At 49.5% G+C, this 25,637-nt stretch carries 24 protein-coding genes and 5 tRNA genes; 10 read left to right on the forward strand and 19 right to left on the reverse strand.

Annotated elements, in window-relative coordinates; all coding sequences use genetic code 11:
- Nucleotides 1-328: 328 nt before the first annotated feature.
- Nucleotides 329-910: a superoxide dismutase gene (locus CWI84_RS09575; RefSeq protein WP_126842380.1), complete on the reverse strand. Its 582-nt coding sequence runs from the start codon at nucleotides 908-910 to the stop codon at nucleotides 329-331.
- 214 nt (nucleotides 911-1,124) lie between these two features.
- Between CWI84_RS09575 and CWI84_RS09580 the strand changes: the two genes are divergently transcribed.
- A complete protein-coding gene (locus tag CWI84_RS09580; protein WP_126842381.1) occupies nucleotides 1,125-1,466 on the forward strand; it encodes a Grx4 family monothiol glutaredoxin in 342 nt (113 codons plus the stop codon).
- A gap of 92 nt (nucleotides 1,467-1,558) precedes the next feature.
- The gene (locus CWI84_RS09585; protein WP_126842382.1) at nucleotides 1,559-2,164 is read left to right on the forward strand and encodes a peroxiredoxin; all 606 of its coding nucleotides are present in this window, start codon (nucleotides 1,559-1,561) and stop codon (nucleotides 2,162-2,164) included.
- Between the two features lie 60 nt (nucleotides 2,165-2,224).
- Here CWI84_RS09585 and CWI84_RS09590 read toward each other — a convergent pair whose 3' ends face one another.
- Nucleotides 2,225-2,917 (reverse strand): DUF5020 family protein, encoded by a 693-nt coding sequence (locus CWI84_RS09590; protein ID WP_157981015.1) that lies wholly within the window; start codon nucleotides 2,915-2,917, stop codon nucleotides 2,225-2,227.
- A gap of 29 nt (nucleotides 2,918-2,946) precedes the next feature.
- Nucleotides 2,947-3,576: a ribonuclease T gene (rnt, locus tag CWI84_RS09595; protein WP_420843728.1), complete on the reverse strand. Its 630-nt coding sequence runs from the start codon at nucleotides 3,574-3,576 to the stop codon at nucleotides 2,947-2,949.
- 161 nt (nucleotides 3,577-3,737) lie between these two features.
- Here rnt and CWI84_RS09600 point away from each other — a divergent pair, with 161 nt between their 5' ends.
- Nucleotides 3,738-4,640: a flagellar protein MotY gene (locus CWI84_RS09600; RefSeq protein WP_126842384.1), complete on the forward strand. Its 903-nt coding sequence runs from the start codon at nucleotides 3,738-3,740 to the stop codon at nucleotides 4,638-4,640.
- A 4-nt stretch (nucleotides 4,641-4,644) separates the two neighbouring features.
- Here the strand turns inward: CWI84_RS09600 and nth are convergent, their stop codons facing one another.
- From nth to rsxA, 7 genes are read right to left on the reverse strand one after another with little or no spacing between them, the layout of a single operon-like run.
- Entirely contained in the window at nucleotides 4,645-5,280 is a 636-nt protein-coding gene (gene nth, locus CWI84_RS09605) for an endonuclease III (RefSeq protein ID WP_126842385.1), read from the reverse strand.
- A 15-nt stretch (nucleotides 5,281-5,295) separates the two neighbouring features.
- Nucleotides 5,296-5,985 carry an electron transport complex subunit E gene (locus tag CWI84_RS09610; protein WP_126842386.1) on the reverse strand — a complete coding sequence of 230 codons (690 nt, stop codon included), beginning with the start codon at nucleotides 5,983-5,985 and terminating at the stop codon, nucleotides 5,296-5,298.
- Entirely contained in the window at nucleotides 5,978-6,616 is a 639-nt protein-coding gene (rsxG, locus tag CWI84_RS09615) for an electron transport complex subunit RsxG (protein WP_126842387.1), read from the reverse strand. Before rsxG ends, CWI84_RS09610 begins: the two co-directional genes overlap by 8 nt.
- Complete coding sequence (gene rsxD, locus CWI84_RS09620; protein WP_126842388.1) at nucleotides 6,613-7,671, reverse strand: electron transport complex subunit RsxD; 1,059 nt, start codon at nucleotides 7,669-7,671, stop codon at nucleotides 6,613-6,615. Before rsxD ends, rsxG begins: the two co-directional genes overlap by 4 nt.
- 2 nt (nucleotides 7,672-7,673) lie before the next feature.
- Entirely contained in the window at nucleotides 7,674-9,356 is a 1,683-nt protein-coding gene (gene rsxC / locus CWI84_RS09625) for an electron transport complex subunit RsxC (protein ID WP_126842389.1), read from the reverse strand.
- 6 nt (nucleotides 9,357-9,362) lie between these two features.
- A complete protein-coding gene (gene rsxB, locus CWI84_RS09630) occupies nucleotides 9,363-9,947 on the reverse strand; it encodes an electron transport complex subunit RsxB (RefSeq protein ID WP_126842390.1) in 585 nt (194 codons plus the stop codon).
- Nucleotides 9,947-10,528, reverse strand: coding sequence for an electron transport complex subunit RsxA (gene rsxA / locus CWI84_RS09635; protein ID WP_126842391.1), 582 nt, complete (start codon nucleotides 10,526-10,528; stop codon nucleotides 9,947-9,949). The genes rsxB and rsxA overlap by 1 nt, the downstream gene beginning before the upstream one ends.
- A 235-nt stretch (nucleotides 10,529-10,763) precedes the next feature.
- On the opposite strand from rsxA, the gene CWI84_RS09640 reads away from it, so the two are divergent.
- The gene (locus tag CWI84_RS09640; RefSeq protein WP_126842392.1) at nucleotides 10,764-11,798 is read left to right on the forward strand and encodes a glycosyltransferase family protein; all 1,035 of its coding nucleotides are present in this window, start codon (nucleotides 10,764-10,766) and stop codon (nucleotides 11,796-11,798) included.
- A 3-nt stretch (nucleotides 11,799-11,801) separates the two neighbouring features.
- On the opposite strand, the gene CWI84_RS09645 is transcribed toward CWI84_RS09640, so the two are convergent.
- The 4 genes from CWI84_RS09645 to CWI84_RS09660 form a co-directional block, all read right to left on the reverse strand.
- Complete coding sequence (locus CWI84_RS09645) at nucleotides 11,802-13,715, reverse strand: methyl-accepting chemotaxis protein (protein ID WP_126842393.1); 1,914 nt, start codon at nucleotides 13,713-13,715, stop codon at nucleotides 11,802-11,804.
- 120 nt (nucleotides 13,716-13,835) lie between these two features.
- Nucleotides 13,836-13,912: transfer RNA gene (locus CWI84_RS09650), tRNA-Asn, on the reverse strand.
- 24 nt (nucleotides 13,913-13,936) lie between these two features.
- Nucleotides 13,937-14,013, reverse strand: a tRNA-Asn gene (locus CWI84_RS09655).
- A 628-nt stretch (nucleotides 14,014-14,641) separates the two neighbouring features.
- Complete coding sequence (locus CWI84_RS09660) at nucleotides 14,642-15,832, reverse strand: pyridoxal phosphate-dependent aminotransferase (protein WP_126842394.1); 1,191 nt, start codon at nucleotides 15,830-15,832, stop codon at nucleotides 14,642-14,644.
- 145 nt (nucleotides 15,833-15,977) lie between these two features.
- Between CWI84_RS09660 and CWI84_RS09665 the strand changes: the two genes are divergently transcribed.
- A complete protein-coding gene (locus tag CWI84_RS09665; protein WP_126842395.1) occupies nucleotides 15,978-17,345 on the forward strand; it encodes an MATE family efflux transporter in 1,368 nt (455 codons plus the stop codon).
- A complete protein-coding gene (gene uvrB, locus CWI84_RS09670; RefSeq protein WP_126842396.1) occupies nucleotides 17,342-19,366 on the forward strand; it encodes an excinuclease ABC subunit UvrB in 2,025 nt (674 codons plus the stop codon). The genes CWI84_RS09665 and uvrB overlap by 4 nt, the downstream gene beginning before the upstream one ends.
- 1 nt (nucleotide 19,367) lies before the next feature.
- Here the strand turns inward: uvrB and CWI84_RS09675 are convergent, their stop codons facing one another.
- The gene (locus CWI84_RS09675; RefSeq protein WP_126842397.1) at nucleotides 19,368-20,045 is read right to left on the reverse strand and encodes a glutathione S-transferase N-terminal domain-containing protein; all 678 of its coding nucleotides are present in this window, start codon (nucleotides 20,043-20,045) and stop codon (nucleotides 19,368-19,370) included.
- Between the two features lie 80 nt (nucleotides 20,046-20,125).
- Here CWI84_RS09675 and CWI84_RS09680 point away from each other — a divergent pair, with 80 nt between their 5' ends.
- Nucleotides 20,126-20,635: a DUF2919 family protein gene (locus CWI84_RS09680; protein WP_126842398.1), complete on the forward strand. Its 510-nt coding sequence runs from the start codon at nucleotides 20,126-20,128 to the stop codon at nucleotides 20,633-20,635.
- Nucleotides 20,636-20,641: 6 nt separating this feature from the next.
- Here the strand turns inward: CWI84_RS09680 and fghA are convergent, their stop codons facing one another.
- Both fghA and CWI84_RS09690 read right to left on the reverse strand, forming a co-directional pair.
- Nucleotides 20,642-21,475, reverse strand: a complete 834-nt coding sequence (gene fghA, locus CWI84_RS09685) for an S-formylglutathione hydrolase (protein WP_126842399.1) — start codon at nucleotides 21,473-21,475, stop codon at nucleotides 20,642-20,644.
- A gap of 10 nt (nucleotides 21,476-21,485) precedes the next feature.
- Nucleotides 21,486-22,604, reverse strand: a complete 1,119-nt coding sequence (locus CWI84_RS09690) for an S-(hydroxymethyl)glutathione dehydrogenase/class III alcohol dehydrogenase (protein WP_126842400.1) — start codon at nucleotides 22,602-22,604, stop codon at nucleotides 21,486-21,488.
- A gap of 107 nt (nucleotides 22,605-22,711) precedes the next feature.
- Between CWI84_RS09690 and CWI84_RS09695 the strand changes: the two genes are divergently transcribed.
- Nucleotides 22,712-23,596, forward strand: a complete 885-nt coding sequence (locus CWI84_RS09695; RefSeq protein WP_126842401.1) for a LysR family transcriptional regulator — start codon at nucleotides 22,712-22,714, stop codon at nucleotides 23,594-23,596.
- A gap of 13 nt (nucleotides 23,597-23,609) precedes the next feature.
- Here the strand turns inward: CWI84_RS09695 and CWI84_RS09700 are convergent.
- Nucleotides 23,610-23,685: transfer RNA gene (locus CWI84_RS09700), tRNA-Val, on the reverse strand.
- A 29-nt stretch (nucleotides 23,686-23,714) separates the two neighbouring features.
- Nucleotides 23,715-23,790: transfer RNA gene (locus CWI84_RS09705), tRNA-Val, on the reverse strand.
- 187 nt (nucleotides 23,791-23,977) lie between these two features.
- Between CWI84_RS09705 and gltX the strand changes: the two genes are divergently transcribed.
- On the forward strand, nucleotides 23,978-25,387 hold the full coding sequence (gene gltX, locus CWI84_RS09710) for a glutamate--tRNA ligase (protein WP_126842402.1): 1,410 nt from the start codon (nucleotides 23,978-23,980) through the stop codon (nucleotides 25,385-25,387).
- Between the two features lie 150 nt (nucleotides 25,388-25,537).
- Nucleotides 25,538-25,613: transfer RNA gene (locus CWI84_RS09715), tRNA-Ala, on the forward strand.
- Nucleotides 25,614-25,637 lie beyond the last annotated feature (24 nt).

Consider the following 25,637-nt stretch of genomic DNA (forward strand, 5'->3'; position numbering starts at 1 on the left):
ATATTGATTAGCGTCTCGTTGGGGCGCGGGGGCTCCGGTAAAAAGCATCTCTGGCCAGGGAGGGCCAGAGACTGAGCGGCCATGGATGGCTCGAGCGTCTTTTTACCGGAGACACCGTGAACCAGCGGGACGCTGAGCACCAATCACCCCAGCGCCCACACCCCGAGTTTTCCCCCAACCCTGACGATGCCGCGAGCCTAAGCTAGCAGCCGCGGTAAAGAATTGCCGACGCGCCCAAGCTCATCGCCGTGGTAGAGAGCAACCAATCCCTAGCCAGCAGGCACAAAAAAGCCCGCGGTGAAGCGGGCTGTTGTTGGTTATCTCGCGTTTAGGCGAAGTTTTTGTTCACGAAGTCCCAGTTTACTAGGCTCCAGAACGCGCCTAAGTAATTAGGGCGAGAGTTACGGTAGTCGATGTAATAAGCGTGTTCCCAAACATCGACTGTCAACAGTGGAGTCATTCCGTCATGTGCAACTGGGGTGTCTGCGTTGCTAGTATTGACGATGTCGACAGAGCCGTCAGACTTTTTCACTAACCAAGTCCAGCCTGAACCGAAGTTACCTGCTGCTTGGGCGTTGAATTCTTCTTTGAATTTGTCGAAAGAACCAAATTTGCTGTTAATTGCGTCAGCGATTGCGCCTGTTGCTTCACCGCCACCGTTCGGGCTTAGGCAGTTCCAGTAAAACGTGTGGTTCCACACTTGTGCGGCGTTGTTAAAGATGCCGCCTTTTTGTGATTTGATCAGATCTTCTAACGACTGACCTTCAAGATCCGTTCCTTTCACAGCATCGTTTAACTTGCTGACGTAGGTCGCATGGTGTTTGCCGTAGTGGTATTCCAACGTTTCTGCTGAAATATGTGGCTCCAATGCGTTCTTCTCGTACGGAAGTGCTGGTAATTCAAATGCCATGATGTGTCTCCATAAGTTGTTGTGTGCTTTAGTCCGCTTATTCCTCTAGCCGACTTAAGTAATTATGCATTACGAGATATAAGGGCATCTGGTTCGCCTTTCAAGGAGATTTTTTAGATTAAGGCAATAGTTTTTGTCTAACTGAACATTCGCCGAGGTCTGTGTTAAACTTATGCGCTAACTACATGTAGCACAAAGCGTTTGAGGTCGACTAATGGAAACGCAAGACAAAATTAAGCAGCAAATTGCTGAAAACCCGATTCTTTTGTACATGAAAGGCTCTCCGAAGTTGCCGAGTTGTGGGTTCTCAGCGCAAGCGGTACAAGCCATGATGAGCTGTGGCCAAGCTTTCGCATACGTTGATATTTTGCAGAATCCTGATATTCGTGCGGAACTGCCAAAATATGCCAACTGGCCAACGTTCCCACAGTTGTGGGTGGAAGGCGAGCTAATCGGTGGTTGCGACATCATCTTGGAAATGTTCCAACAGGGTGAATTGCAAACGCTCATTTCTGAGGTTGCGGAGCGTCATCCTGCGCCGGAAGAAAAGTCATAATTGAGTAAAGCTTTTTGGGGGTTGTTTACGTAGTAAAGAGTCCCCATCTTTTTAGAGCAACAATTCTTTAAACTAAACAATGGAGTGAATCAATGGGTGTATTAGTAGGTCGTAAAGCCCCAGATTTTACTGCTGCCGCGGTACTGGGAACGGGTGAAATTGTTGAAGACTTTAAATTGTCTGATGCAATCAAAGGCAAAAAAGCGGTAGTGTTCTTCTACCCACTAGACTTCACCTTCGTTTGTCCATCTGAGTTGATCGCATTCGACAAGCGTTTAGACGAGTTCAAAAAGCGTGGCGTTGAGGTTATCGGTGTTTCTATCGATTCACAATTCACTCACAACGCATGGCGCAACACGTCAACCGACGACGGCGGTATTGGTCAAGTGAAATATCCGTTGGTTGCTGACGTACGTCACAGCATTTGCAAAGCGTATGACGTTGAGCACCCTGAAGCAGGTGTTGCTTTCCGTGGCTCTTTCTTAATTGACGAAGACGGTGTGGTACGTCACCAAGTCGTTAACGACTTGCCATTGGGCCGTAACATCGACGAAATGTTGCGTATGGTCGACGCCCTGAACTTCCACCAAAAACATGGTGAAGTTTGCCCGGCAGGTTGGGAAGAAGGTAAAGAAGGTATGAAAGAAAACGCTGAAGGCGTGGCTGCATACCTTTCTAAAAACGCTGACAAGCTGTAAGTCTAAGCGTTATCAAATAGAAAAGGGCGACATCCTCTGGGTGCCGCCTTTTTTGTTGGGTTAAAAGTGGTATTTGATGAGCAAGTTAGCATTGCGCTCGTCGATGCCATCAATACCAAATTTATTGTTCCAAAATACGTATTCGATCCCCACATAGAGTTTATCATCACCCAATCCCACCAACGGCGCGATGTTGTACTTTAGCTGTGAGGTAAAGTTCATTTCAGCAGCATGGCCGTTACTCGCCGATGACCAGTCAATAAAACCATCGTAGTAAAGTGGGCCTAAGGCCAATCCCCAGGTTGTGGTGAGTTGGTAGTTACTCTCATAAAACTCGTTGCTGCGGCGATATAGGTTGAAGTTTAGGTAGTCAAAGCCTGGCGCCTTTACCCCGATACCCGGGCCTATTAGGTAGTTGTTAAAGCCGTCACCAAACTCCCAAGTAGTCGCGACATAGAGCCCACTGATCCAATCATTACTCCAGTCGGTGACTTGTAGGCGCGGCGATAATTCACCGTAGGTTTCGGTAAAGCCATTGTCAGATTCAATGCGGTCAACAAACAAAAAGCTGTCACCCCAAGAGGTTGCGGCAGTGTGCTCGAAAGTGAAAACTTGGCGATCGTTGTCACCCAACTCATATTCACTACCGTTAAGGTAGGTTAGGCTGGCATCTTGCCAAATAATTTTCGCTTGAGCGGACGCGCAAAGTGCTAATCCGAAGGTAGCAGTGAGGGTTTTGATTAGGGTTCGCATAGCAGTTCCTGTTTGGTTTTCTATAAAGTTTACTCTGTGGCAGACGATTCGTCATCGCCGAATGACCAGCCGCCTAACTGCTGCCAACGATTAACCATCCAACAAAATAACTCAGCGGTACGCTCGGTGTCGTAGTCTGCGGAATGGGCGTGCTTTTGGTCGAAATCAATTCCCGCCGCTTGGCAGGCTTTAACTAACACTGTTTGACCTAGCGTTAACGCCGCCAGTGAAGTGGTATCAAAGGTCACAAACGGGTGGAATGGGTTGCGTTTGATATTCGCCCGCTGCGCGGCTGCCATCATAAAAGAATGATCAAACGTGGCGTTGTGTCCCACCAATACGCAACGCTGACAGCCAGCCGCTTTCTGTGCTTTGCGAATGGGTTTGAACATTTCTTTTAGCACTTCGGCTTCAGCTTCGGCACCCCGCAAGGCACTGAATGGATCGATGCCGTTAAAATCGATGGCGGCTTGCTCAATGTTAGCGCCCTCGAAAGGCTCTACATGGTAGTGGAGCGTTTGCTTGGGAAATAATTGACCGTTATCGTCAAAATCTAAAATCACTGCTGCAATTTCTAACAGTGCATCGGTGCTCGCATTAAAGCCCGCCGTTTCGACATCAATGACCACGGGAAAGTAGCCGCGAAAGCGTTGTTTCATTAAGGTGTTTGGCGATTCGCTCACAGCGCCCCCTGATTGTCGGCGTAAAAGCGCTTATTATGGCAGATCCGATAGGCAATTTCTTCTTTGCTAGGCTAAAGAGATTGGATTTTAGGCCGATAAAAAGTCAAAGAAAAATAGCGTAGCTTTAGGTGTGATCTATGATAAAACTTGCGCAGTTAACCCTTGCCGTAGCTGTTGGCGCCACATTAAGTTGTGCAAGCGCTAGCGCAGCTGTTAGGCACTATGGGGCGAGTTTGGATAATTCTGAATGGCAACTCGCGCAAGCTTCACGATTACAGTGTGAGCTGTCCCATACCATTCCGCGCTACGGTAAGGTGGAATTTGTTAGCCGCGCCGGCAAGCAGTTAAATTTGACCATGCATATGGATATGCGCCAACTGCCAGACACTTATGGGGTTGCTAGTATTCGTTCGATTGCGCCGAAATGGCAGCCTGGGCACGGTGGTTACCGGCTCGGTGATATGCGCCTGTACAAGCAGTTCGATGGCGAACTATCGAAAGACCTTGCTTGGACACTGTTAAGCGAGCTGGAGAAAGGTCGCTTGCCAACATTCTTCTATCAAGATTGGTATAACCAACGCGATAAACTCACAGTGTCGTTATCTGCGGTAAATTTTCGTCCGCAATACGATGAATTTATGCAGTGTGTTGGGCAGTTATTACCCTTCAGTTTCGAAGATATTTCGTACACGGTATTGACCTACCAGTCTGGTAATAAAGGGCTAACGACCAGCGCGAAGAAAAAATTGGCGCAAATTAGTCAATACTTGCAAGTGGATACCGATCTCGACTTGGTTCTTGTCGATTCTTACACCGATTCCTTCGGCGCGCGTTATCCAAACCAGCAACTGTCACAGCGTCGAGCCGATGAGATTAAGCAATTCTTCGTGCAACGCGGTGTTGCTGCTGATCGTATTATGACCGTAGGGCATGGTGAGAACCGTCCTATCGCCAGTAACGACGATAACCTTGGTCGCGATAAAAACCGTCGAGTTATCGTGCAACTATCAAAGCCAGACAACACGGGGTTAGCACTCTAACCCCTCAATCGCTGGTCTTGTCTTTAAACTCACACAAATCTTCAATAATACAAGAGCCACAACGCGGCTTGCGGGCAATACAGGTGTAGCGGCCGTGCAGAATCAGCCAGTGGTGGACATCCACTTTAAATTCCGCTGGTACCACTTTCAGTAATTTTTGCTCGACTTGGTTAACGTTTTTCCCTGGCGCTAGTTTGGTGCGATTAGACACCCGGAAAATGTGCGTATCGACGGCGATGGTAGGCCAGCCAAAAGCGGTATTCAAGACCACGTTGGCGGTTTTCCTGCCAACCCCCGGCAACGACTCTAACACTTCACGGTTTTCCGGTACTTCACCATCATATTCAGCGACCAAGCGTTGACAGGTTTTGATCACATTCTCGGCCTTGGCGTTAAACAGCCCGATGGTTTTGATGTACTGCTTAAGGCCGTCTACGCCGAGCGCTGCCATACTGTACGCGTCAGGCGCGACAGGGAATAACTTGCGGGTCGCTTTGTTCACGCCAACATCCGTCGCCTGAGCGGAGAGGATAACTGCTATCAGCAGTTGAAAAGGCGTGTCATATTCTAATTCAGTGGTTGGCTTTGGATTGTTGTCCCGCAACCGACTGAGAATTTCGATACGTTTCTGTTGATTCATAACGACTAATTGTTGTTATTGTGCCGTCACGCGAGCGCGCTCGACCGATTTCTGTGGTTGCTCTGCGTGCATTTTCTGGCGTTTATCAATGACATTTTTTGCGGCAATAATGAAACCCATGGTAATAAAGGCGCCAGGTGGCAAAATCGCCAGTAGTAACGGGTAATCAATTTGAAATAATTCAATTTTAAGCGACGCCGCCCAAGGACCGAGCAATAATTCTGCCCCTGCGAACAATGTGCCGTTACCCAATATTTCGCGAATGGCTCCCAGCAACACCAGCACACAAGTGAAGCCTAAGCCCATAGCAAAGCCGTCAAATAACGATGTTTGCCAAGGGTTCTTGGATGCGTAGGCTTCGGCGCGGCCGATAATCGCACAGTTAGTGACGATAAGTGGAATAAAGATACCCAGTGCTTGGTATAAGCCATAAACGTAGGCATTCATCAGCAACTGAATAACGGTTACCAGTGCAGCGATGACCATCACAAATACTGGAATGCGGATTTCATCCGGTACCCACTGGCGTACCAATGAGACAATTAAATTCGAGCCCATCAGCACAGCGAGAGTCGCAAGCCCCAAGCCAAGAGCATTAGTGACTGTCGAGGTCACTGCCAACAGCGGGCAGAGCCCGAGCAGCTGCACGAGTGCTGGATTATTAGACCATAACCCTTGTTTAGCTAATTGTTGATACTCACTCATGATGTTGCTCCTGACAGTGCGGCAAGTTATCACTGTAAACCTTTTCAGGATTCGCTTTAATAAATTCAACGGCGCGTTCCACCGCACCGACAACCGCCCGCGGCGTGATCGTGGCCCCAGTAAATTGGTCAAACATGCCACCGTCGCGTTTTACCGCCCAACGGTCATCGTCCGCACCTTTTACGGTTTTGCCATTAAACTCGTTAATCCAATCACTCTTGCGCGTTTCAATTTTATCGCCAAGGCCAGGTGTTTCTTTGTGTTCAAGTACTCGTACGCCCATAACATAGCCGCTGTTATCCACCGCAACCAACAGCCGAATAGCGCCGGAATAACCGTTCGGTGCGGTCACTTGCATAGCCACTGCTTGCGGTTTTTGCGCTAGCCACGCGCGATACAGTGTCGACGGTTGCTGCGCTTGCGGTAACGTGAGCAACCGGCAGCTTTGGTACAAGTCGTTGTCATGCCGAGCCGGCGGGATAATTTGATTCAAGGTACTGAGTAGCTGTTGCTGCGCCTGTCGCTCTATCTGCGACGCAGTGAGCTTTTCGGTGCCGACCACTAACGCCGTAGCAATGACGGCGAATAGTGCCAGAATCAAGCCATTTTTTCGCATGTTACTGAGCGTCATGCTGAACCTCCATGGCCATATACTGTAGGACGAGTATAACGGTCAATAATAGGTACGCAGAGGTTTGCTAGGAGTACCGCAAATGCCATGCCATCTGGGTAACCGCCAAAACTGCGGATAAGCCAAACCAGCAAACCAATTAATAGCCCAAAGATCCAGCGACCTTTATTTGAGGTGGCCGCGGAAACCGGATCGGTGGCAATAAAAAATGCGCCAAGCATGGTTGCGCCACTCAGCACATGTGTCACTGGACCTAACATTTGGTCGGGACTAATGCTGTGAGCGATTAACGCGGGTGCAGCGACTCCGACAATGACCCCTAACGGGATATGCCAAGAGATGATTCGCTGTTGCAGGAGCACTAAGCCGCCGACTAAATAGGCGACATTCACCCACTGCCAACCAACGCCAGCGATACCTTGGAAAACCGATTTCGCGGTCAATTCAGATAAGGTGTAGCCTTGGGTCAGTCCGGTTTTGACGGTATCTAATGGTGTTGCCATAGTGACACCGTCAATCCCGGTTCGCAGTTGTTCTACGCTAAAACCTGACGGCGTGTACTCAAATACAATAACGTGGAGGGTTTGCCACAGGCTTAAATCGTTATCGCTGAGTGTTGCTGGCGGCAACCAGCTAGTCATTTGCACTGGGAACGACACGAGTAATAGCACATAGCCGACCATTGCCGGATTGAAAATGTTCTGTCCCAACCCCCCGTACACTTGCTTGGCAACAATAATCGCAAAAGCCACACCAATCACTATCACCCACCACGGAGCCAACGGCGGAATACTGATCGCCAACAGCACTGCGGTGACCAATGCACTATTATCTTTTAAGCTGGCCAGAGCCGGGCGATTCCGTGTTTGCAACGCAATTGCTTCTGTAGCCCAAGCGGTGACGATGGCCAGTAGCAATTGGAAAAGCACACCCCAACCAAAGAAGAACAGTTGCACCAATACTCCTGGTATCGCTGCCAATAACACCCAACGCATCACATCGGAAGTTTGTCGGCGATTGTGCTCATGCGGGGAAGACGCAATAAAAAATGACATGGCTATGATTCATCCTTTTCGTTGTCTGCTGCGTCAGCCGCTTGCTGCTTTGCCTTTTTAGCCTTTGCACGGGCAATGGCTGCGGCCACTGCCGCTGACTTTTGCGGCTTATCGTTGGTTGCTGGGGCTTCTGCGTTGGCGGCTTCGGCTTTTTTCCGTTTTACCCGTTCAAGGGCCGCTTGCACCGGATCTTCTGCACCACTTTGTTGCGCCTCTTGTTTGGCTTTTTGTCGCGCTTCCGCGGCTTTGCGGTGACGTTCCAAACGCTCTTCTTTTTCCCGCTCTAAACGCTGTTGGCGTGCCTCAAAGCGCTCCCTAGCAATTTCTGCTTTGGCCTTTTCGCGGGCAATATTTTTAATTTCTGCTTTGGCCTTGCGGTAGTAATGCACGAGTGGAATTTCGCTAGGGCAAACGTAAGCGCAAGCACCGCATTCAATACAATCAAATAGCTGCTGTTGCTCCAACGCGTCGTAATCTTTGGCTTTGGCTAACCACTGTAATTGTTGTGGTTGTAGCGATGCAGGGCAAACATCAGCACAAGCGCCACAACGAATACAGGCGAGCTCTTGACGGGTGGGTGGCAACTCTTTTTCGGTTGGTGCTAGCAAGCAGTTGGTGGTTTTGACAACGGGTACGTCCAATGCCGGTAGCGTAAAGCCCATCATTGGCCCGCCCATGATCACGCGCGGAAGGTTATCAGGGGTAAAGCCTGCCTGCTCCATTAAGTGTGCGATTGGAGTACCCAATAATGCCCACACACACCCGGGTTGCTGGAGGGCTTCTCCCGTAAGCGTTACTACCCGCTCCAGCAATGGTTCACCGTCGATGATTGCGCGTTTAACCGCAAATGCGGTACCCACGTTTTGCATCAGTAAGCCGATATCCATAGGTAGGCCTTTACTCGGCACTTGGCGTCCTGTCAGCAGCTGTATAAGTTGCTTTTCGCCCCCCGATGGATATTTTGTTGGCACTATGCGCAGAGCAAACTGCGAACGCTCAGCGATGGCGTCGCGCATTGCCTGGATCGCTTCTGGTTTATTATCTTCGATGGCGATCAAGGCTTTTTCGATACCGGTAATATGCAACAAGATATCGACACCGGTGAGGATTTCCTCTGCATGCTCGCGCATCAGTCGGTCATCGGCGCAGATATAAGGCTCACATTCGACGCCATTAATGATTAAATAATCCAGTGGCTTTTGCTGTGCTAGTTTTTGTGCAGTAGGGAAGCCTGCACCACCTAATCCTGCAATGCCGGCTGCTTTAATGGTGGCAATCAACTCTGCCCGATCGTGTTGTCTGAAATCGGCTAAGGGCTTTTTCTCGATCCAGCGTTCTTCACCATCTGGGCTGAGTACAATAGAAAGCTCACTGAGTCCCGACGGGTGAGCGGTAGCGCGTGGTTCGATGGCAATCACCGTGGCTGAGGTTGGAGCATGGACCGGTAAGCCGTTAGTGAGTCCCGGTTTTGTTAGCGCTTGGCCTTTTAATACACGGTCTCCCTCAGCGACAAGTAAATCGCCAGCTTGGCCGATATGTTGGCGCAAGGGCAACACTAATTGTTGCGGTAGCGCAATGCGTCGCAGGGGTTTGTCACTGGCGGGTTGTTTGCGCTCTGGCGGATGGATTCCACCAGGAAATGTCCAAATAACGCCTGCTTCGATGTCGCTAATATTGCCTCGCATACCGCCTTACTCCACCATCTTTACAGGAATTGCTTGCGCCTCTGGATGGCGCTGCTGTATTTGTCCAAGATCCCACTGCCATGTTTCTGGACGCGGACGTTCCGCGACCATATCAATACAATCGACGGGGCAGGGCTCAACACACAAATCACAGCCAGTGCATTCATGTGCTATCACCGTATGCATTTGTTTTGCCGCGCCGAGAATGGCATCGACGGGGCAGGCTTGGATACATTTTGTGCAACCAATACATTCGTCTTCGCGAATGACCGCGACAGTTTTTACTGCTTCTTCACCGTGCGCTGAATCTAGCGGCTTAGCCTCTACGCCCATTAAGTCAGCTAGTTCTTTAATGGTGGCTTCACCGCCCGGCGGGCACTTATTGATTTCATCGCCGTTGGCGATGGCTTCAGCGTAAGGTCGGCAACCCGGATAACCGCACTGACCGCACTGAGTTTGCGGCAAAATGGCGTCGATCTGGTCGACGATAGGGTCGCTCTCTACACGGAACTTCACTGCAGCAAAGCCCAGTACGAGACCAAAAATAAGCGCTAAAACGCCTAATGCAATAATGGCACTGACAATACTCATTAATTCGTCACCAATCCACTAAAGCCCATAAATGCGAGTGACATTAAACCAGCCGTAATCATTGCTAGTGCAGAACCTTTGAAAGGGGCAGGCACATCGGCTGCGGCTAGGCGCTCGCGGAGAGCTGAGAATAAGATAAGGACTAGCGAGAAACCCAGCGCGGCGCCTAGGCCATAAATGATGGATTCAATAAAATTATGACGCTCGTTGATGTTCAGTAGCGCAACGCCCAAAACCGCGCAATTAGTGGTAATAAGGGGCAAAAAGATACCCAGCAAACGGTACAATGTGGGGCTGGTTTTATGCACCACCATCTCGGTGAATTGCACAACCACGGCAATGACCAAAATAAAACTCAGGGTTTGCAGTGACATTAAATCCAATGGCCGCAACAGATATTCGTTAACCAAATAACTGCAAACCGAGGCTAAGGTAAGTACAAAAGTGGTGGCCGCGGACATGCCAATAGCGGTGTCGAGCTTATTCGACACGCCCATGAAGGGGCATAAGCCCAAAAATTTTACTAGCACAAAGTTGTTTACCAACACGGTGCCAATAAGCAATAAAAGGTAGTCAGTCATGCCAACGGTTGTGAATCTGTGGAAAACAGCGCCTATTATCGTTTTTTCGCCGCCGAGAAACAACACGTTAAGCGTGTGGGATTATCTAAACCCCAGATTTTTAGCTTTTTGTCACTAATTCTTAACACCCATGTCACCACCTTGCCATGTCAGTTGGCAACCATGACCCCAGCATTCGTTTGCCAACTTGGTAAGCATTTGCTGCCACATTGCTGACTGCACAAGGGGGTTAACGATGAAAATTTTACTCGGTGTTCAAGGAACGGGAAATGGCCATTTAAGCCGCTGCAGTGCGTTAGTTGAAGCGCTAGAGCGCTATCAGGTGGATGTTGATGTGCTCATTTCTGGGCGTGCACCAGAGCAATTATTTGATGTCGATAGTTTTGGCGACTACCGCTGCATGAGCGGACTAACCTTTGCCACTTCACGCGGTAAAATTGATGTTTCAGCTACGCTCAAAAGCAATGCTTGGCAACAGTTTTGGCGCGACTACCATCGCCTTGACTTGACGCCATACGATTTAATTGTGAGTGACTTTGAACCGATTACCGCGTGGGCGGCGAGAAAGCAACGGCGACGTTGTATCGGCATTGGTCGCCAATATGCGTTTTGTTCAGCGTTACCGCAGGCAGAGGTTCGCGCCACCCAACGTTGGTTTATTCAACAGTTTGCTCCGGCAACAGACGTATTAGGTATGCATTGGGTGGAAGCCGACGGCGTACTGCCACCGATTATTCATCAGCGCGGGAGGCGCTTGCCAGCACTCCCGCAGCAGGTGTTGGTTTACCTGCCGTTTGAATCGTTGGATGATATTCGCCATTGGCTAGCCCCGCTTACTGACTACCAGTTCAGTATTTTTCACCCGCAGGCAAAACGGGGGCAGGCCGGTCACTTACAGTTCTTCGCACCTTCAAGAGTCGGATTTGCCGAGCAGTTTTCACAGGCCTCAGCAGTGATCAGTAATGCGGGATTTGAAACCACCAGTGAAGCTTTAAGTCAGGGAAAAAAGCTGCTGGTTAAGCCGTTGCATGGTCAGTTTGAGCAACGAGTTAACGCCAGTCTATTAGAAGCCTATGGACTGGGTAGCTTTCATCACCAATTGAGTGATGTAAAAATTCGTCAGTGGTTAAGTCATGCTCGCTCGAGCCAGCTGCACTGGCCCAATGTCGCTGAAGCGGTAGCGGATTGGTTAGCGAGCGGTGCTCAGCGACCTGCTACCGAGCTAGCACGAACGCTCTGGCAGCAGAGTCGAATCCGCCGAGTGGCCTGACCGTTAGGTAGAGAATTGTGATAGACGTTGACGCAATTGCTTCGCCAGTTCTGCCATTTGTTCGCAATCGTTTTCAGAGCGTTGAATATCGTCGGCGACGGCTTGCGATAATTGCGCCATTTCGTGGATGTTTTCGGCAACGTTCTGACCTACTTGTGCTTGTTCCTCTGTGGCGGTCGCAATTTGGGTACTCATATCTGAGGTTTGGGTAATTAAATCGGCAATAATTTGTAGTTCTTCGCCGGTCTGGTTTACCGCTTCTGCAGTTTCTTGGCTCAGGCGCTGACCCGCTTGCATCGCTTCTACCGCCTTTTGGGCACTGCTTTGTAAACGGCTGAGTTGTTGTTGGATTTGGTCGGTGGATTGCGCAGTGCGTTGCGATAGCATGCGCACCTCGTCAGCGACTACCGCAAAGCCGCGACCGGCTTCGCCCGCGCGAGCAGATTCGATGGCGGCATTCAGTGCTAGCAAGTTGGTTTGCTCAGAAATAGCAATGATGGTGTTGGCAATATCGCTAATGCTGTCGACGTCTTTGGCGAGCATCGATACCGTCTGATCCGCTTCTTCCATACTTTGGTTGAGGGTATTCATTCGGGTTAATGCAGCGCTGACTGAATCTGTGCCCACGCGACCATGTTGGTTGGCCTCGCTTGCCATATTGGCAGTTTGGCTGGCGTTATTGGCAATATCTTTAATGGTGGTTTCCATTTCATTCATAGCGACAGACGACATGTCGGTTTTTTCATTTTGTTCCGCGGCACGGCCACGCACAGTGCGCATGGCCTCGGTAATTGAGTCAACCCGCTGTGCCAGTTGTAAGGAGCTCTCTCGCACCGCATCAACAATATTACGCAGGTTGGCAATAAAGCGGTTGAAACTTTGTGCCAATTCACCGACTTCATCGTCACTATCGATATCGATGCGCTGGGTAAGGTCGCCGCCATCTGAGGCCATCGCTGATAAGCGCCGGGTTAGCAGTTTTAAGGGTTTGACTAAACGCCGCGAGAACCATACCCCGATGGCAATGAATGCGGCACAAATGAGCAAGCAAAGCACAACGATCATGATCGTAGCGGTATTGAGCCCTGATAGCAGTTCAGCCCGAGGAACCTCGGCAACAACGCGCCAATCGGTATTAGGCAAAGGCGCACTACCGACGAGCCAGCTATCACCGTTACGGTCAATCATGGTTTGCTGCACGCCATCTCCGCCAAGCAGTTGTTTGGCGGCTTCTGGAGTTAACAGTTTGCCAAGCTGAGGGAAGTCTTTGCGAGTAGGGTGTACCTGTACGGTGCCGTCGGCACTGACTAAGTACACCGAGCCTTGGTCACCTAAATGGTATTGCCGTACGGTTTGCTGCAAGGCTTGCAACGACTGACCAACACCGGCAACACCAACTAGCTGATTATCATACTTGGCACGTACGTTAACGAACACGGTCGGAATTCCGGTGCCCTCGTCAACGTCAAAATTTAGCGCGATATCGTTGCTGCTATTTAAAAATTCAAAGAACCATTGATCGCGTTCAGCGGAGCGAGAAAGTTGTTTAAGTACCCCTTGCTCGGTGTAGTAGTTGAGGCTACTTTGGCTGACAAAGAAGGCGCTAACAAAATTATTGCGTTGACTAACACTGGTTAAGTAATCAATGAGCAGTTGTCGTTGACTGCTGTCCTCGCCCTGCGCTGACCAGTGCGTCATAAAACGGTTGTTAGCAACGGCTTGAGCAACTTCGATAGGCTGGCTTAAGCTGAGCGCAATTTTTCCTTGCACATCCCCAAGTACCGCTGGTAGTTCATTGTTTTCCAAGCGGTTGGTGAGTAAGTCACGCATCACCCAAGTGCTAACCCCAACGGACACGATAACCAGCAATAACAGTGCGGCGCTGATCCCAGAGACTAATTGGGTTTGAATTTTCATTGTTGCCTCGTCGCTAACGCATAAATCAAAACGGAGATTTAAGTAGGCTATCGGCTACAGTGAAAGAATCTATAGATAGAATGGTATAGAAAGCGAGCTTATTTAAGCTGCTGCAGGAGATGGCTCCCCAGGTTGGATTCGAACCAACGACACATGGATTAACAGTCCACCGCTCTAACCAACTGAGCTACTGGGGAATATCTGAGGTTGGTATCGGTTATTGGCTCCCCAGGTTGGATTCGAACCAACGACACATGGATTAACAGTCCACCGCTCTAACCAACTGAGCTACTGGGGAACAACCGATAACGGTGGCGAATATTATAGTTAGGGGGTGGGGCTGTCAACCATTTGTCAGGCCTTTTTCAACGATTCCTGTTCGACTGCCGTTTTTCTGCGCAATTGTGAAAAGGAAATAAAAAATTCGCGCTTGTCAACTTTGCGAAAGGTCGAAAAATATTATTTATGTTATATTTTTATGTCAGCAAAATTATCCACAGATCGATGTAAGTGCCGAGCATCTTGGGGTGTACGATCTTACCCACAATTTCTGTGGATAACCATGTGAGCAATTTCAGGGATGCCCCATTTTTACAGGGCTTGAAAGGTATTTTTGACGTTGTACAAAAACTGCCTAAAAAATTAAAAAGCAAATAGAAACAACAACTTAATTATGTCTAATGAAAAATATTTGAAACGATTATGGTGGAGATTGCTGTATTGTGTGAAGAATCAGCACCTTGTGCATTTCTTGAGTCATTTGTTCAAAATTCATGCCCAAAATCACTAGACATCAGTGGAAAAATTTGTCTCGGACGCCAGTGCATGAAGTGGTAAAATTATGAACAGCTTGTAATAATTAGAAAAAACGTTAGATGTATAAAAAAGCGGTGGCAATTGGCCACCGCTTTTTCTCACCAATCTATCTAGCGGTATTGCTTGGCGAAGGTCGCTATTCTCTCTACAGCACTTTCTAGCGTCGCCAAGTCTGTTGCGAAAGATAAGCGGCAGTGGCCAGGGGCACCGAACGCTGAACCAGGAACTAACGCCACTTTTGCTTCGTTAAGGAGTTTCTCACAGAAGTCGACGTCATCATTGATACCGACTGTCGCCATTAATCCTTCGATATTAGCGAAGGTGTAGAAGGTTCCGTCACCCGCAATACAGTGGATGCCATCAATATCATTCAATGCTGCTACCAAATAGTCGTGGCGCTGTTTAAAAGCACTAACCATGGTAGTGATACAGCTTTGGTCTCCCTCTAACGCCGCTAAAGCCGCATATTGCGAAATACTGGCGGGATTCGAGGTGCTTTGCGATTGAATCTTTTTCATTGCAGCGATTAAGGCTTTAGGTCCTGCCGCATAGCCGATGCGCCAGCCCGTCATCGCATAAGCTTTAGAGACTCCAGAAAGAATGATGGTTCGTTCTTGCAAATCGGGTGCTGCCATCATGATATTGGCGAAGGGCTCGGTCGACCACAAGATATGTTCGTACATATCATCTGTTGCAATCAGCACATCTGGATAGTCGCGCAATACCTCTGCCAACGCCGCTAGTTCGGCCTTGGTATAAGCGGTACCACTAGGATTAGAAGGGCTATTTAAAAACAGCAGACGAGTGTTGGCTGTTAATGTCTCACGTAATTGCTCGGCAGTAATTTTGTAGCGTTGCTCAATGCCGCCGCTAACAATTACGGGCTCGGCACCAACAAGTTTCACCATATCTGGGTAAGATACCCAATATGGTGCGGGAATAACGACCTCATCACCGGGATTTAGCCAAGCGCTAAGTAGGTTAAAAATACTGTGTTTACCGCCCGCAGAAACCAACACTTGGTCAGCTTGATAGGTCAAGCCGTTATCACGTTTTAGCTTATCACAGACCGCTTGCTTTAATTCGCTGATGCCGTCGACGGCGGTGTATTTGGTTTTACCTGCGTTGATCGCGGCGATCGCTGCTTGTTTAATAAAATCCGGGGTATCAAAGTCCGGTTCGCCAACACCCAAGCCGATAACGTCGTGACCTGCACTACGCAGTTCTGCGGCTTTTTGGGTGACCGCTAGAGTAGGGCTAGGTTGAATTGCATTTACGCGATCTGAAAGCTGAAATTTCACAGCGAAATCCTTTTTATTTCGGTGCCAAAGAAAGCTCTTACTATACGTGATCAGGGGGAATTAAGTCCATTATCGTCGTTGACATTCATAGTCATCGGCGGTGCTTTCGGTTAGACTATCGGGCGGTTTGTAGCACGAGGTAGCCATGAAAGCACAACGGTCAAGAGACGCTCTACTGAACGACCCCATTGCAACGACGCTGTGGCAGATGACTTGGCCTGTAGTAATTGGTGTACTAACGCTAATCAGTTTTAACGTTGTTGATACGTTTTTTATCGGTCTGCTTGGCACAGACCCGTTGGCAGCCGTTAGCTTTACCTTTCCTATTACCTTCACGGTCATCAGTCTGACCATTGGTTTGGGCATTGGAACGTCCGCAGTGATTGCACGCCAGCATGGCGCAAACCATCCTGATTCTGCCAGGTTTGACGGTACCATCGCGTTACTATTGTCGGCGGCGTTGGTTGCCATTTTGGCATTGCTGGGCTTTTTCAATATGGACCGTATTTTTTCAGCGCTACAGGCACAAGACCGGTTGCTACCATTGATTCGCGATTACATGAGTATTTGGTTTGCCGGTAGTGTAATGCTGGTCACACCGATGATTGGTAATGCGGTGTTGCGCGCTTCAGGTGATACTCGTACCCCTTCTTTAATTATGGCAAGCGGTGGTTTATTAAATGCGATTTTCGATCCCTTATTGATTTTTGGGTTAGGTCCTATTCCTGCTATGGGGATTCGTGGCGCAGCCTATGCCAGTGTCATTTCATGGGCTATTGGCGTGGTGCTGGTGGTGATTTTGTTGGTACGAGCAAAATTGTTGAGTGTCAGTCCGCCACCGCAACGCACTTGGTTGCAGGAAGCACGTGTGGCAGCGAAAAAAATTCTCACTATTGGCTTACCCGCAGCAGGCGCGAACATGTTAACGCCGCTAGCAATGGCGGTATTAACGGCGATTGTCGCGGCATATGGTGCTCCAGCAGTGGCTGCATACGGGGTGGGAACACGGCTAGAATCGCTGGCCAGCGTGATCATTCTGGCGTTGTCGATGAGTTTGCCGCCTTTTATTAGCCAGAATCTTGGGGCGGGAAATATCCAACGCGTCGAACAAGCTTACAAAACTGCCATCAAGGCGGTGCTGGTTATTCAAGCCGTCATCTACATTGTGCTTGTGGCCTTGGCATCATTCATTGCTGATGCCTTTGCACAAGAACAGGCGGTAAAGAATATTGTTGAGTTGTTCATCTATATATTGCCGCTGAGTTACGGTTTACAAGGCGTTATTATTTTAACGAACTCTAGCTTTAACGCCTTGCATTTACCGATAAAGGCATTATTACTCAGTGTGTTCCGTTTGTTTGTGATGTTTGTGCCATTGAGTTACTTGGGTAGTGTCTTGGCAGACCTAATGGGTTTATTTATCGGCGGCGTTGTGGCTAATCTGATTACCGCGACTGTTGCGTACTATGGGTTTAGATATCAACTACGGAAGAGCGCTGGGAGTAACGCGTGAGTAAATCGTTCGAGTTAACCTCAAAATATCAACCTGCTGGCGATCAGCCAAAAGCCATCGAGTCGTTGTTAGATAACTTAAACGCCGGCTTAGCACAGCAAACGTTGCTCGGGGTTACTGGCTCGGGAAAAACGTTTACCATGGCGAACGTGATTGCAAAATCGCAACGTCCGACATTGATCTTGGCGCACAACAAAACCTTGGCCGCGCAGTTATACGGGGAAATGAAAGAGTATTTCCCCAACAACGCCGTAGAATATTTTGTCTCTTATTACGATTACTACCAGCCTGAAGCCTATGTGCCGACCACAGATACCTTTATAGAGAAAGATGCGTCGATCAACGACCACATTGAACAGATGCGATTATCAGCAACCAAAGCACTGTTAGAACGGCGTGATGTAGTGCTGGTTGCCTCCGTTTCAGCGATCTACGGCTTAGGCGACCCAGACGCTTACATGAGTATGATGTTGCACTTACGTCGTGGCGATATCATTGACCAACGCGACATTCTCAGACGCTTGGCGCAACTGCAATACAAACGCAACGATGCCGCTTTTGAGCGTGCGACCTACCGTGTGCGCGGCGAAGTAATTGATATTTTCCCTGCGGAATCTGAAGAAATGGCAATTCGCGTGGAATTGTTTGATGACGAAATTGATCGCATCAGTTTTTTCGAGCCGCTCACTGGGCAAGTGACACAGGCCGATGTGGCGCGGGCGACGGTTTATCCGAAAACCCACTATGTGACGCCGCGCGAAACCTTATTAGCTGCAGTAGAAAAAATTAAAGTGGAATTGAAGGAGCGCCGCGAGCAGTTGCTCTCTGCAAATAAACTTCTTGAAGAGCAGCGCATTACCCAACGTACCCAGTTTGATATCGAAATGATGATGGAGCTGGGCTACTGCTCAGGCATCGAAAACTATTCCCGTTATCTATCAGGGCGAGCACCGGGCGAGCCGCCACCGACCTTGATGGACTATTTACCGGACGACGCGTTGCTGATCATCGACGAGTCGCATGTCACGGTGTCGCAAGTGGGAGCGATGTACAAAGGCGACCGTTCACGCAAAGAAAATTTGGTGAATTATGGCTTCCGATTACCCTCAGCGCTGGATAACCGGCCATTAAAATTTGAGGAATTTGAAGCCATCTCGCCGCAAACGATTTATGTCTCGGCAACGCCTGGTAAGTATGAGTTGGAACGCTCATCGGGCGAAGTGGTGGAACAGGTTGTGCGTCCAACTGGGCTCGTGGACCCAGAAATTGAAATTCGCCCAGTCGCTTCGCAGGTCGACGATCTGATGTCAGAAGTGCGGCTCCGAGTAGAGCTTAACGAACGAGTGTTGGCAACCACGCTGACCAAAAAAATGGCAGAAGATCTGTCTGACTATTTAGATGAGCACGGAATTCGCGTGCGTTATCTGCACTCAGATATTGATACCGTAGAGCGGATGGAAATTATCCGCGACTTACGTTTGGGTGAATTTGATGTGTTGGTGGGCATTAACCTGTTACGTGAGGGCTTGGATATGCCCGAGGTTTCTTTGGTGGCGATTCTTGACGCCGACAAAGAAGGGTTCTTGCGTTCTGACCGTTCGTTAATTCAGACCATCGGTCGCGCGGCGAGGAACGTCAGAGGTAAAGCTATCCTCTATGCGGATAAGGTAACCGGTTCAATGCAGCGCGCGATTGATGAGACTGATAGACGTCGAGCGAAGCAGATTGCCTTTAACCAAGAACATGGTATTACGCCTCAAGGCTTGAATAAAGCCGTAACCGATGTGATGGATTTGGGCGGTAATGCTGCGCGTAAGCGGAAAGGGCGCGAGGTCGCAGAACCACGAGCGGGCTACGGTTCAAAAACCTCAATCCCCAGCAGTCCGAAAGAAATTATTCGCCAGATTGATGATATCGAGAAAGCCATGTTGGCGGCGGCGAAAAACTTGGAGTTTGAAAAAGCCGCACAACTCCGCGACGAAGTGGCAGAGTTGCGCGAACAACTGAAGTTGGTGGGCTAGATTAGTCTGCCTCGCGCTCAAACATGTTGTGGCGCATTTCATCGCTGACCTCAGTAGGCCGTTGATAACGTTCTTCAATCGCATACGCCTTGCGTGCAGCAGGGCGCTGCTCAATCCGTTCCAGCCAAGCTTTGACATTGGGATAGTCGTTAATATCAATATGTTGCTTGTCCCAAGAACGACACCACGGATGAGCTGCCATATCTGCAATGGAATATTCTCCGGCGATGTATTCTTTGTCGGCAAGCTGCTTGTCTAGTACTTTATAAAGCCGCTTTGTTTCTTTTAAGTAGCGCTGTTGAGCATACGGGAGTGCTTCCGGGGCATAATTGAAGAAATGGTGGTTCTGTCCCAGCATCGGGCCAAGTCCGCCCATTTGCCAATTTAGCCACTGCAAGACTTGATAACGTGCCGCACCTTTGGCCGGTAGAAAACGTCCGGTTTTTTCCGCTAAGTACTGTAAAATTGCGCCCGACTCAAACAGTGCAAAGGCTGCTTCGGTCTCATTGTCGACCAATGCCGGCATCTTGTTGTTCGGACTAATTTTCAGAAATTCGGGATCAAATTGGTCGCCTTTGGTGATGTCCACCGTGTGGATGGTGTAAGGTAGTTCACACTCTTCCAACATTAGCGTGATTTTATGCCCATTGGGTGTTGGGAAATAATAGAGATCGTACATCGTGTCCTCTTTCTTACAGATGATTAACCTGTGGGTTTTGATCAGTAGCCTTAAAGCGATTAAATGGATCAGTAATTAGCATGAGTCAACCGACCTTTTCGACATTCCGTTACCGTCGCGGAGACGGCCAACTGCAGTTGCCTAACGGTATTTTATTGGTTGTCGCATTTTTACTACGCGGTTACATCGCCTGGGCGATAAGCCTGACTTTTAGCGAAGACAGGACGCGCTTGTTAGGGCTGTTTTTTGCCACCGAAGAACAATTTCTGCTAGCTGTGTTAGTGGGCTTGCCGGCATTGCTGGCGATGCTAGTGATTACCCTGGTACGCGAGGATAAACCGAACTTTTGGAACCGCCTGATGCGTTGGATCCAGCCATTATTGGTATTTTCGCTGCTGCTTGATGCCGTGCTGCTGAGCTGGTTGACCTTAGTGCAGTTTCACGGCCATTTCAGTGTACCCAGAGCGCTGCTGTTATTCAGTTGGTGCTGGGCGTTATGGTATTGTTTAAACTCACGACACTGGCGCGTTTATCGCACTGCAATGGCGTCAGCAGTAAACGAAACGCGTTCGTCTACTGCCGACTCATAAATGCCATTATTGTTGCAAGTAACGGGCATGGAAGCGCAATTGCTCCTCAATAAACGAGGCGATGAAGTAGTAACTGTGGTCATAGCCTTCATGTAAGTGTACCTTGCCGTCGCCACCAACATCGCTTAACGTTTGCTTCAACACCTCGGGCTTTAACTGCTGGTCAAGGAAGTTGTCAGCTAAGCCTTGGTCGACCCGCAGTGGCAATGTCTGTCCAAATTCCCGCAACAGCTCGCAGCTATCGTACTGCTTCCACGCCGCTTTATCGTCTCCTAAATAGGCACTGAACGCCTTTTCACCCCATGGACAGTTGCTTGGATTGCTGATCGGGGAAAACGCTGAACAACTTAGATAACGCGCTGGGTTTCGTAGGCCGATCACTAATGCACCGTGGCCACCCATAGAATGGCCAGCGATAGCGCGGCGATCATTGAGTGGCAGGTGCTGCTCCACTAGCTGAGGGAGTTCGCTGACAATGTAATCATACATCTGGTAATGCTGACGCCATGGTTGCTGGGTGGCATTCAGATAAAACCCGGCGCCACAGCCGAGATCGTACTCACCGTCGGCGTCTGCGACATCGTCACCTCGGGGGCTCGTGTCTGGAATAATCAGCGCCAGTCCCAAATTCGCCGCGACCCGCTGTGCTCCCGCTTTGGTTGCGAAGTTTTGGTCGGTACAGGTTAGCCCCGACAAAAAGTATACCGCCGGCACCGGCTTGTGCTCCGCCGCAGGGGGCAAATAGACGCTGAACTGCATGTTGCAGTTCAGGGTCGAGGACTGGTGTTGATATTGTTGTTGGCGCCCGTCAAAACAGCGCGTCTCACTAACCAGTTCCATGAAACACTCCTTAGTAATGAATCACCGAACGAATCGACTCACCTTCATGCATTAAATCAAAGGCTTCGTTGATTTTTTCTAATGGCATGGTATGAGTGATAAAGGTATCTAAATCAAATTTTCCATCCATGTACTGGCGGACGTAATCCGGTAATTCACTGCGGCCTTTGACACCACCGAAAGCGCTACCTCTCCAGACCCGACCTGTGACCAGTTGGAATGGACGTGTAGAAATTTCCTCGCCCGCACCGGCAACTCCGATGATCACCGATTCGCCCCAACCTTTGTGACAACACTCTAGCGCGGCACGCATCACATCTACGTTACCAATACATTCGAATGAGAAGTCAACGCCACCGTCGGTCATCTCGACGATCACTTGCTGAATCGGTTGGTCGTGTTTGCTAGGGTTAACAAAATCGGTCGCGCCGAGTTTCTTGGCGATATCGAACTTATCTTCATTAACGTCAATGGCAATGATGCGCGATGCTTTGGCCATTACCGCACCCATGATAACGGCTAAGCCTATGCCGCCAAGGCCAAACACGGCAACCGTGTCGCCCGGTTGGACCTTTGCGGTATTTTTTACGGCACCCATGCCTGTTGTCACGCCACAGCCGAGCAGACAGATTTTTTCTAAAGGCGCTTCTTTTGGCACTTTAGCGAGAGAAATCTCAGGCACTACGGTATGTTCAGCGAAGGTTGACGTGCCCATGTAGTGATAGATCGGTTGCCCATCTTTGGAGAACCGAGTCGTTCCATCTGGCATTAGGCCTTTGCCCTGCGTCTCGCGCACAGCTTGGCACAAGTTAGTCTTACCTGAACGGCAGAACTTACACTCGCCACATTCAGCGGTATACAACGGAATCACATGGTCGCCGACTTCGAGTGAGGTGACGCCCTCGCCAACGGCCTCTACAATGCCGCCGCCTTCATGGCCAAGAATGGCAGGAAAGACGCCCTCAGGGTCAGTGCCTGACAAGGTGTAAGCATCAGTATGGCAAACACCGGTTGCAACAATACGAACCAATACTTCGCCTTTGCGAGGCATCTCTAAGTCGACTTCTTCAATGCTTAGCGGTTTGCCGGCTTCCCACGCTACCGCTGCACGGGTCTTCATGGTTTCCATTAGAACTCCTAAATGACTGATTAACAGTTAGGTATAGTTTAGCTTTTTCAGTTACAGAGGTAATCTGTCATAATGGCAAATAACTTTTGCATATATGAAAAACACAAATGAAAGCATGGATAGGGATTGACGAATTTGTCCAAGTCGCGGAAACCGGCAGTTTGACCGCTGCAGCCAAGCAGCTCGGCATTTCGGTCGCACAAGTCAGCCGTAATATCGCAACACTGGAGCAACGGCTCGGCATTCAGTTGCTCTATCGAACGACGCGGCGCACCCGTTTAACCGACGAGGGGCAGTTGTACTTGCCGCATTGCCAGCACTTGTTGCAGGGTAGGGAAGAGGCCGACTTAGCGGTTATGGCAAGGCGAGAACAACCGCAAGGTTTGTTGCGGATAACAGCGCCAGTATTTTACGGGGAACAGGTGTTAAGCCCTTTTCTCAGCATCTTTCTGCGGCGTTACCCCGATTGCCAAGTCGACGTAAAATTAAGCAATGACACGCTCAACTTACTTGAGCAGCATGTCGATGTAGCCATTCGTTTAGGCCAGTTGGGGAACCCTCGCCTGCATGCGCGCAAACTTGGCAGCCGGCACCACTATTTAGTTGGAGCGCCAAGCTATTTTGCTCAGTATGGGCGTCCGAGCAGCATTGAAGACCTGCAGCAACACGCCTGCCTTACGGGATCTATCAATCACTGGCGCTTTCAAGCGAACGGCGAAATCATTCGCTGGCAGCCGCAGCAACGATTACAGGCGAGATTACAGGCGAATAGTGGGGTGGTATTGGTCAACGCGGCAAAACAAGGCGTAGGTTTGGCGTTACTGCCAGACTATTATGTGGTGGAGGCGATTAAACAAGGCGAATTAGACGAAGTCTTAGCCGATTACCGACAACCCGATGATGGTATTTGGGCGCTTTACCCAGAAAGCCGTCAACGACTGCCTAAGGTCAGAGTGTTCATCGATGAGTTGCACGAATATTTGAACGGCTAAGGTAAAGAAAGATTGGTGGATGGTACTGGGCTCGAACCAGTGACCCTCGCCTTGTAAGGGCGATGCTCTCCCAACTGAGCTAACCATCCACACTAGGGAGGAATGCTACGCCGGAAATTGGTGGATGGTACTGGGCTCGAACCAGTGACCCTCGCCTTGTAAGGGCGATGCTCTCCCAACTGAGCTAACCATCCACTTACCGACTTCCGCGTCGTTGCGAGGAGGCATTATAGGGCGCGAAATGCCGCTGTCAAACAAAAATTTCGGAATCACGTTTGTTTGCTGGGTTTTTAATCGTTTGTGATTCGTTAATGCGCTTTGTTCGGCTTCTTGATAAAATTGGGCGCAACTTTTTGCTCATCAATAATGAAAGGATAAATCATGGCAGTCGTCACACGTTTTGCGCCCAGCCCAACCGGATATCTGCACGTCGGTGGAGCTCGGACAGCATTGTATTCTTGGTTAGTCGCAAAAGCTCAGGGTGGCGAGTTTGTGCTGCGTATTGAGGATACCGACCGCGAACGTTCGACTCAGCCTGCCATCGACGCCATTTTGGAAGGGATGAACTGGCTTGGCCTCAATTGGGATAAAGGACCTTTTTATCAAACCCAACGCTTCGACCGTTATCAGCAATTGATCGAGCAACTACTGGCTGAAGATAAAGCCTACAAGTGTTATTGCTCAGCGGAGCGCTTAGAGAAAATGCGCGAAGAGCAAATGGCGGCTGGCTTAAAACCGCGTTATGACGGCCACTGCCGCGATAACCCAAACGTTTCAGGCGACAGCTATGTCATTCGTTTTCGCAACCCGCAGCAGGGCAGTGTGGTGTTCGATGATCATATCCGCGGACGGATCGAATTTGCTAACACCGAGTTGGATGATTTAATCATCGCTCGCAGCGACGGCACACCGACGTATAATTTTTGTGTGGTGATTGATGATTGGGATATGGGTATCACCCACGTGGTGCGTGGTGAAGACCACATCAATAATACGCCGCGGCAGATTAATATTCTTCAAGCGCTAGGTGCGCCAGTGCCAGAGTATGCCCATGTATCGATGATTTTAGGCGATGACGGTAAGAAGCTGTCAAAACGTCATGGTGCAGTGAGCGTGATGCAATACCGTGATGACGGTTATCTACCTGAGGCAGTGATCAACTATTTAGCACGGCTAGGTTGGTCGCACGGCGATCAAGAAATTTTTAGTCGTGAAGAGTTGATCAAATATTTTTCGCTCGACGATGTCAACAAAGCGGCCTCAGCGTTTAATACCGAGAAGCTAAATTGGCTTAACCAACATTACATGAAAACCTTACCGGCGGAGCAGGTTGCGCCACAATTACAATGGCAGTTTGAACAAATTGGGGTAGATACCAGTCATGGTCCAGTGCTAACAGAGGTTGTTGCTTTGCAAGCAGAGCGGGTGAAGACCTTGAAAGAAATGGCGGAAATGAGCCGCTATTTTTACCAGTCGGTAGAGAGTTTTGAGCCGACAGCGGCGAAAAAACATTTGCGTCCAGTCGCGAAGGAACCTCTGCAACAGGTTAAACAACGCTTAGCTGACGTTAACGAGTGGCAGGCAGAAGCTATTCAACAAGCCATTCACCAAGCGGCTGCCGACCTTGACGTTGGCATGGGCAAAGTAGGGATGCCTCTGCGCGTAGCCGCGACAGGTGGTGGTAACTCGCCGTCATTGGATGTCACCTTGGCGCTTATTCCGCAGTCGGTAGTGTTGGCGCGTATCGACTTGGCGTTAGACTTTATTGCCGAGCGCGAAGCGAACCAGTAACGGGTCTTGGTGCAGGGGTTGGCGGTTATTTCAGCGATTTGCCGCAAAAATCGTCAAGTAACGGTTTTTTGCCAAAAAATTGTTGACACTAACAAGCTCTGCACAATAGAATGCGCCCCGCTGTTGAGACAGACTTGCACGGCAATCTGTGGGGCTATAGCTCAGCTGGGAGAGCGCTTGCATGGCATGCAAGAGGTCAGCGGTTCGATCCCGCTTAGCTCCACCAAAAACTCAACAGTCGGTAAGTGAA

The sequence above is a fragment of the Idiomarina tyrosinivorans genome (genome assembly GCF_003987475.1).
Taxonomy (GTDB): Bacteria; Pseudomonadota; Gammaproteobacteria; order Enterobacterales; family Alteromonadaceae; genus Idiomarina; species Idiomarina tyrosinivorans.

Coding starts and splice junctions, on each gene's coding strand:
- CWI84_RS09585 (WP_126842382.1), top strand. CDS start 1,559: ATGGGTGTATTAGTAGGTCGTAAAGCCCCAGATTTTACTGCTGCCGCG.
- CWI84_RS09675 (WP_126842397.1), bottom strand. CDS start 20,045: ATGTACGATCTCTATTATTTCCCAACACCCAATGGGCATAAAATCACG.
- CWI84_RS09680 (WP_126842398.1), top strand. CDS start 20,126: ATGAGTCAACCGACCTTTTCGACATTCCGTTACCGTCGCGGAGACGGC.
- gltX (WP_126842402.1), top strand. CDS start 23,978: ATGGCAGTCGTCACACGTTTTGCGCCCAGCCCAACCGGATATCTGCAC.
- CWI84_RS09580 (WP_126842381.1), top strand. CDS start 1,125: ATGGAAACGCAAGACAAAATTAAGCAGCAAATTGCTGAAAACCCGATT.
- CWI84_RS09645 (WP_126842393.1), bottom strand. CDS start 13,715: ATGAAAATTCAAACCCAATTAGTCTCTGGGATCAGCGCCGCACTGTTA.
- CWI84_RS09600 (WP_126842384.1), top strand. CDS start 3,738: ATGATAAAACTTGCGCAGTTAACCCTTGCCGTAGCTGTTGGCGCCACA.
- rsxA (WP_126842391.1), bottom strand. CDS start 10,528: ATGACTGACTACCTTTTATTGCTTATTGGCACCGTGTTGGTAAACAAC.
- CWI84_RS09640 (WP_126842392.1), top strand. CDS start 10,764: ATGAAAATTTTACTCGGTGTTCAAGGAACGGGAAATGGCCATTTAAGC.
- fghA (WP_126842399.1), bottom strand. CDS start 21,475: ATGGAACTGGTTAGTGAGACGCGCTGTTTTGACGGGCGCCAACAACAA.
- CWI84_RS09690 (WP_126842400.1), bottom strand. CDS start 22,604: ATGGAAACCATGAAGACCCGTGCAGCGGTAGCGTGGGAAGCCGGCAAA.
- rsxB (WP_126842390.1), bottom strand. CDS start 9,947: ATGAGTATTGTCAGTGCCATTATTGCATTAGGCGTTTTAGCGCTTATT.
- rnt (WP_420843728.1), bottom strand. CDS start 3,576: ATGAAACAACGCTTTCGCGGCTACTTTCCCGTGGTCATTGATGTCGAA.
- CWI84_RS09590 (WP_157981015.1), bottom strand. CDS start 2,917: ATGCGAACCCTAATCAAAACCCTCACTGCTACCTTCGGATTAGCACTT.
- rsxG (WP_126842387.1), bottom strand. CDS start 6,616: ATGACGCTCAGTAACATGCGAAAAAATGGCTTGATTCTGGCACTATTC.
- CWI84_RS09665 (WP_126842395.1), top strand. CDS start 15,978: ATGAAAGCACAACGGTCAAGAGACGCTCTACTGAACGACCCCATTGCA.
- nth (WP_126842385.1), bottom strand. CDS start 5,280: ATGAATCAACAGAAACGTATCGAAATTCTCAGTCGGTTGCGGGACAAC.
- CWI84_RS09575 (WP_126842380.1), bottom strand. CDS start 910: ATGGCATTTGAATTACCAGCACTTCCGTACGAGAAGAACGCATTGGAG.
- CWI84_RS09695 (WP_126842401.1), top strand. CDS start 22,712: ATGAAAGCATGGATAGGGATTGACGAATTTGTCCAAGTCGCGGAAACC.
- CWI84_RS09610 (WP_126842386.1), bottom strand. CDS start 5,985: ATGAGTGAGTATCAACAATTAGCTAAACAAGGGTTATGGTCTAATAAT.
- rsxC (WP_126842389.1), bottom strand. CDS start 9,356: ATGCGAGGCAATATTAGCGACATCGAAGCAGGCGTTATTTGGACATTT.
- rsxD (WP_126842388.1), bottom strand. CDS start 7,671: ATGTCATTTTTTATTGCGTCTTCCCCGCATGAGCACAATCGCCGACAA.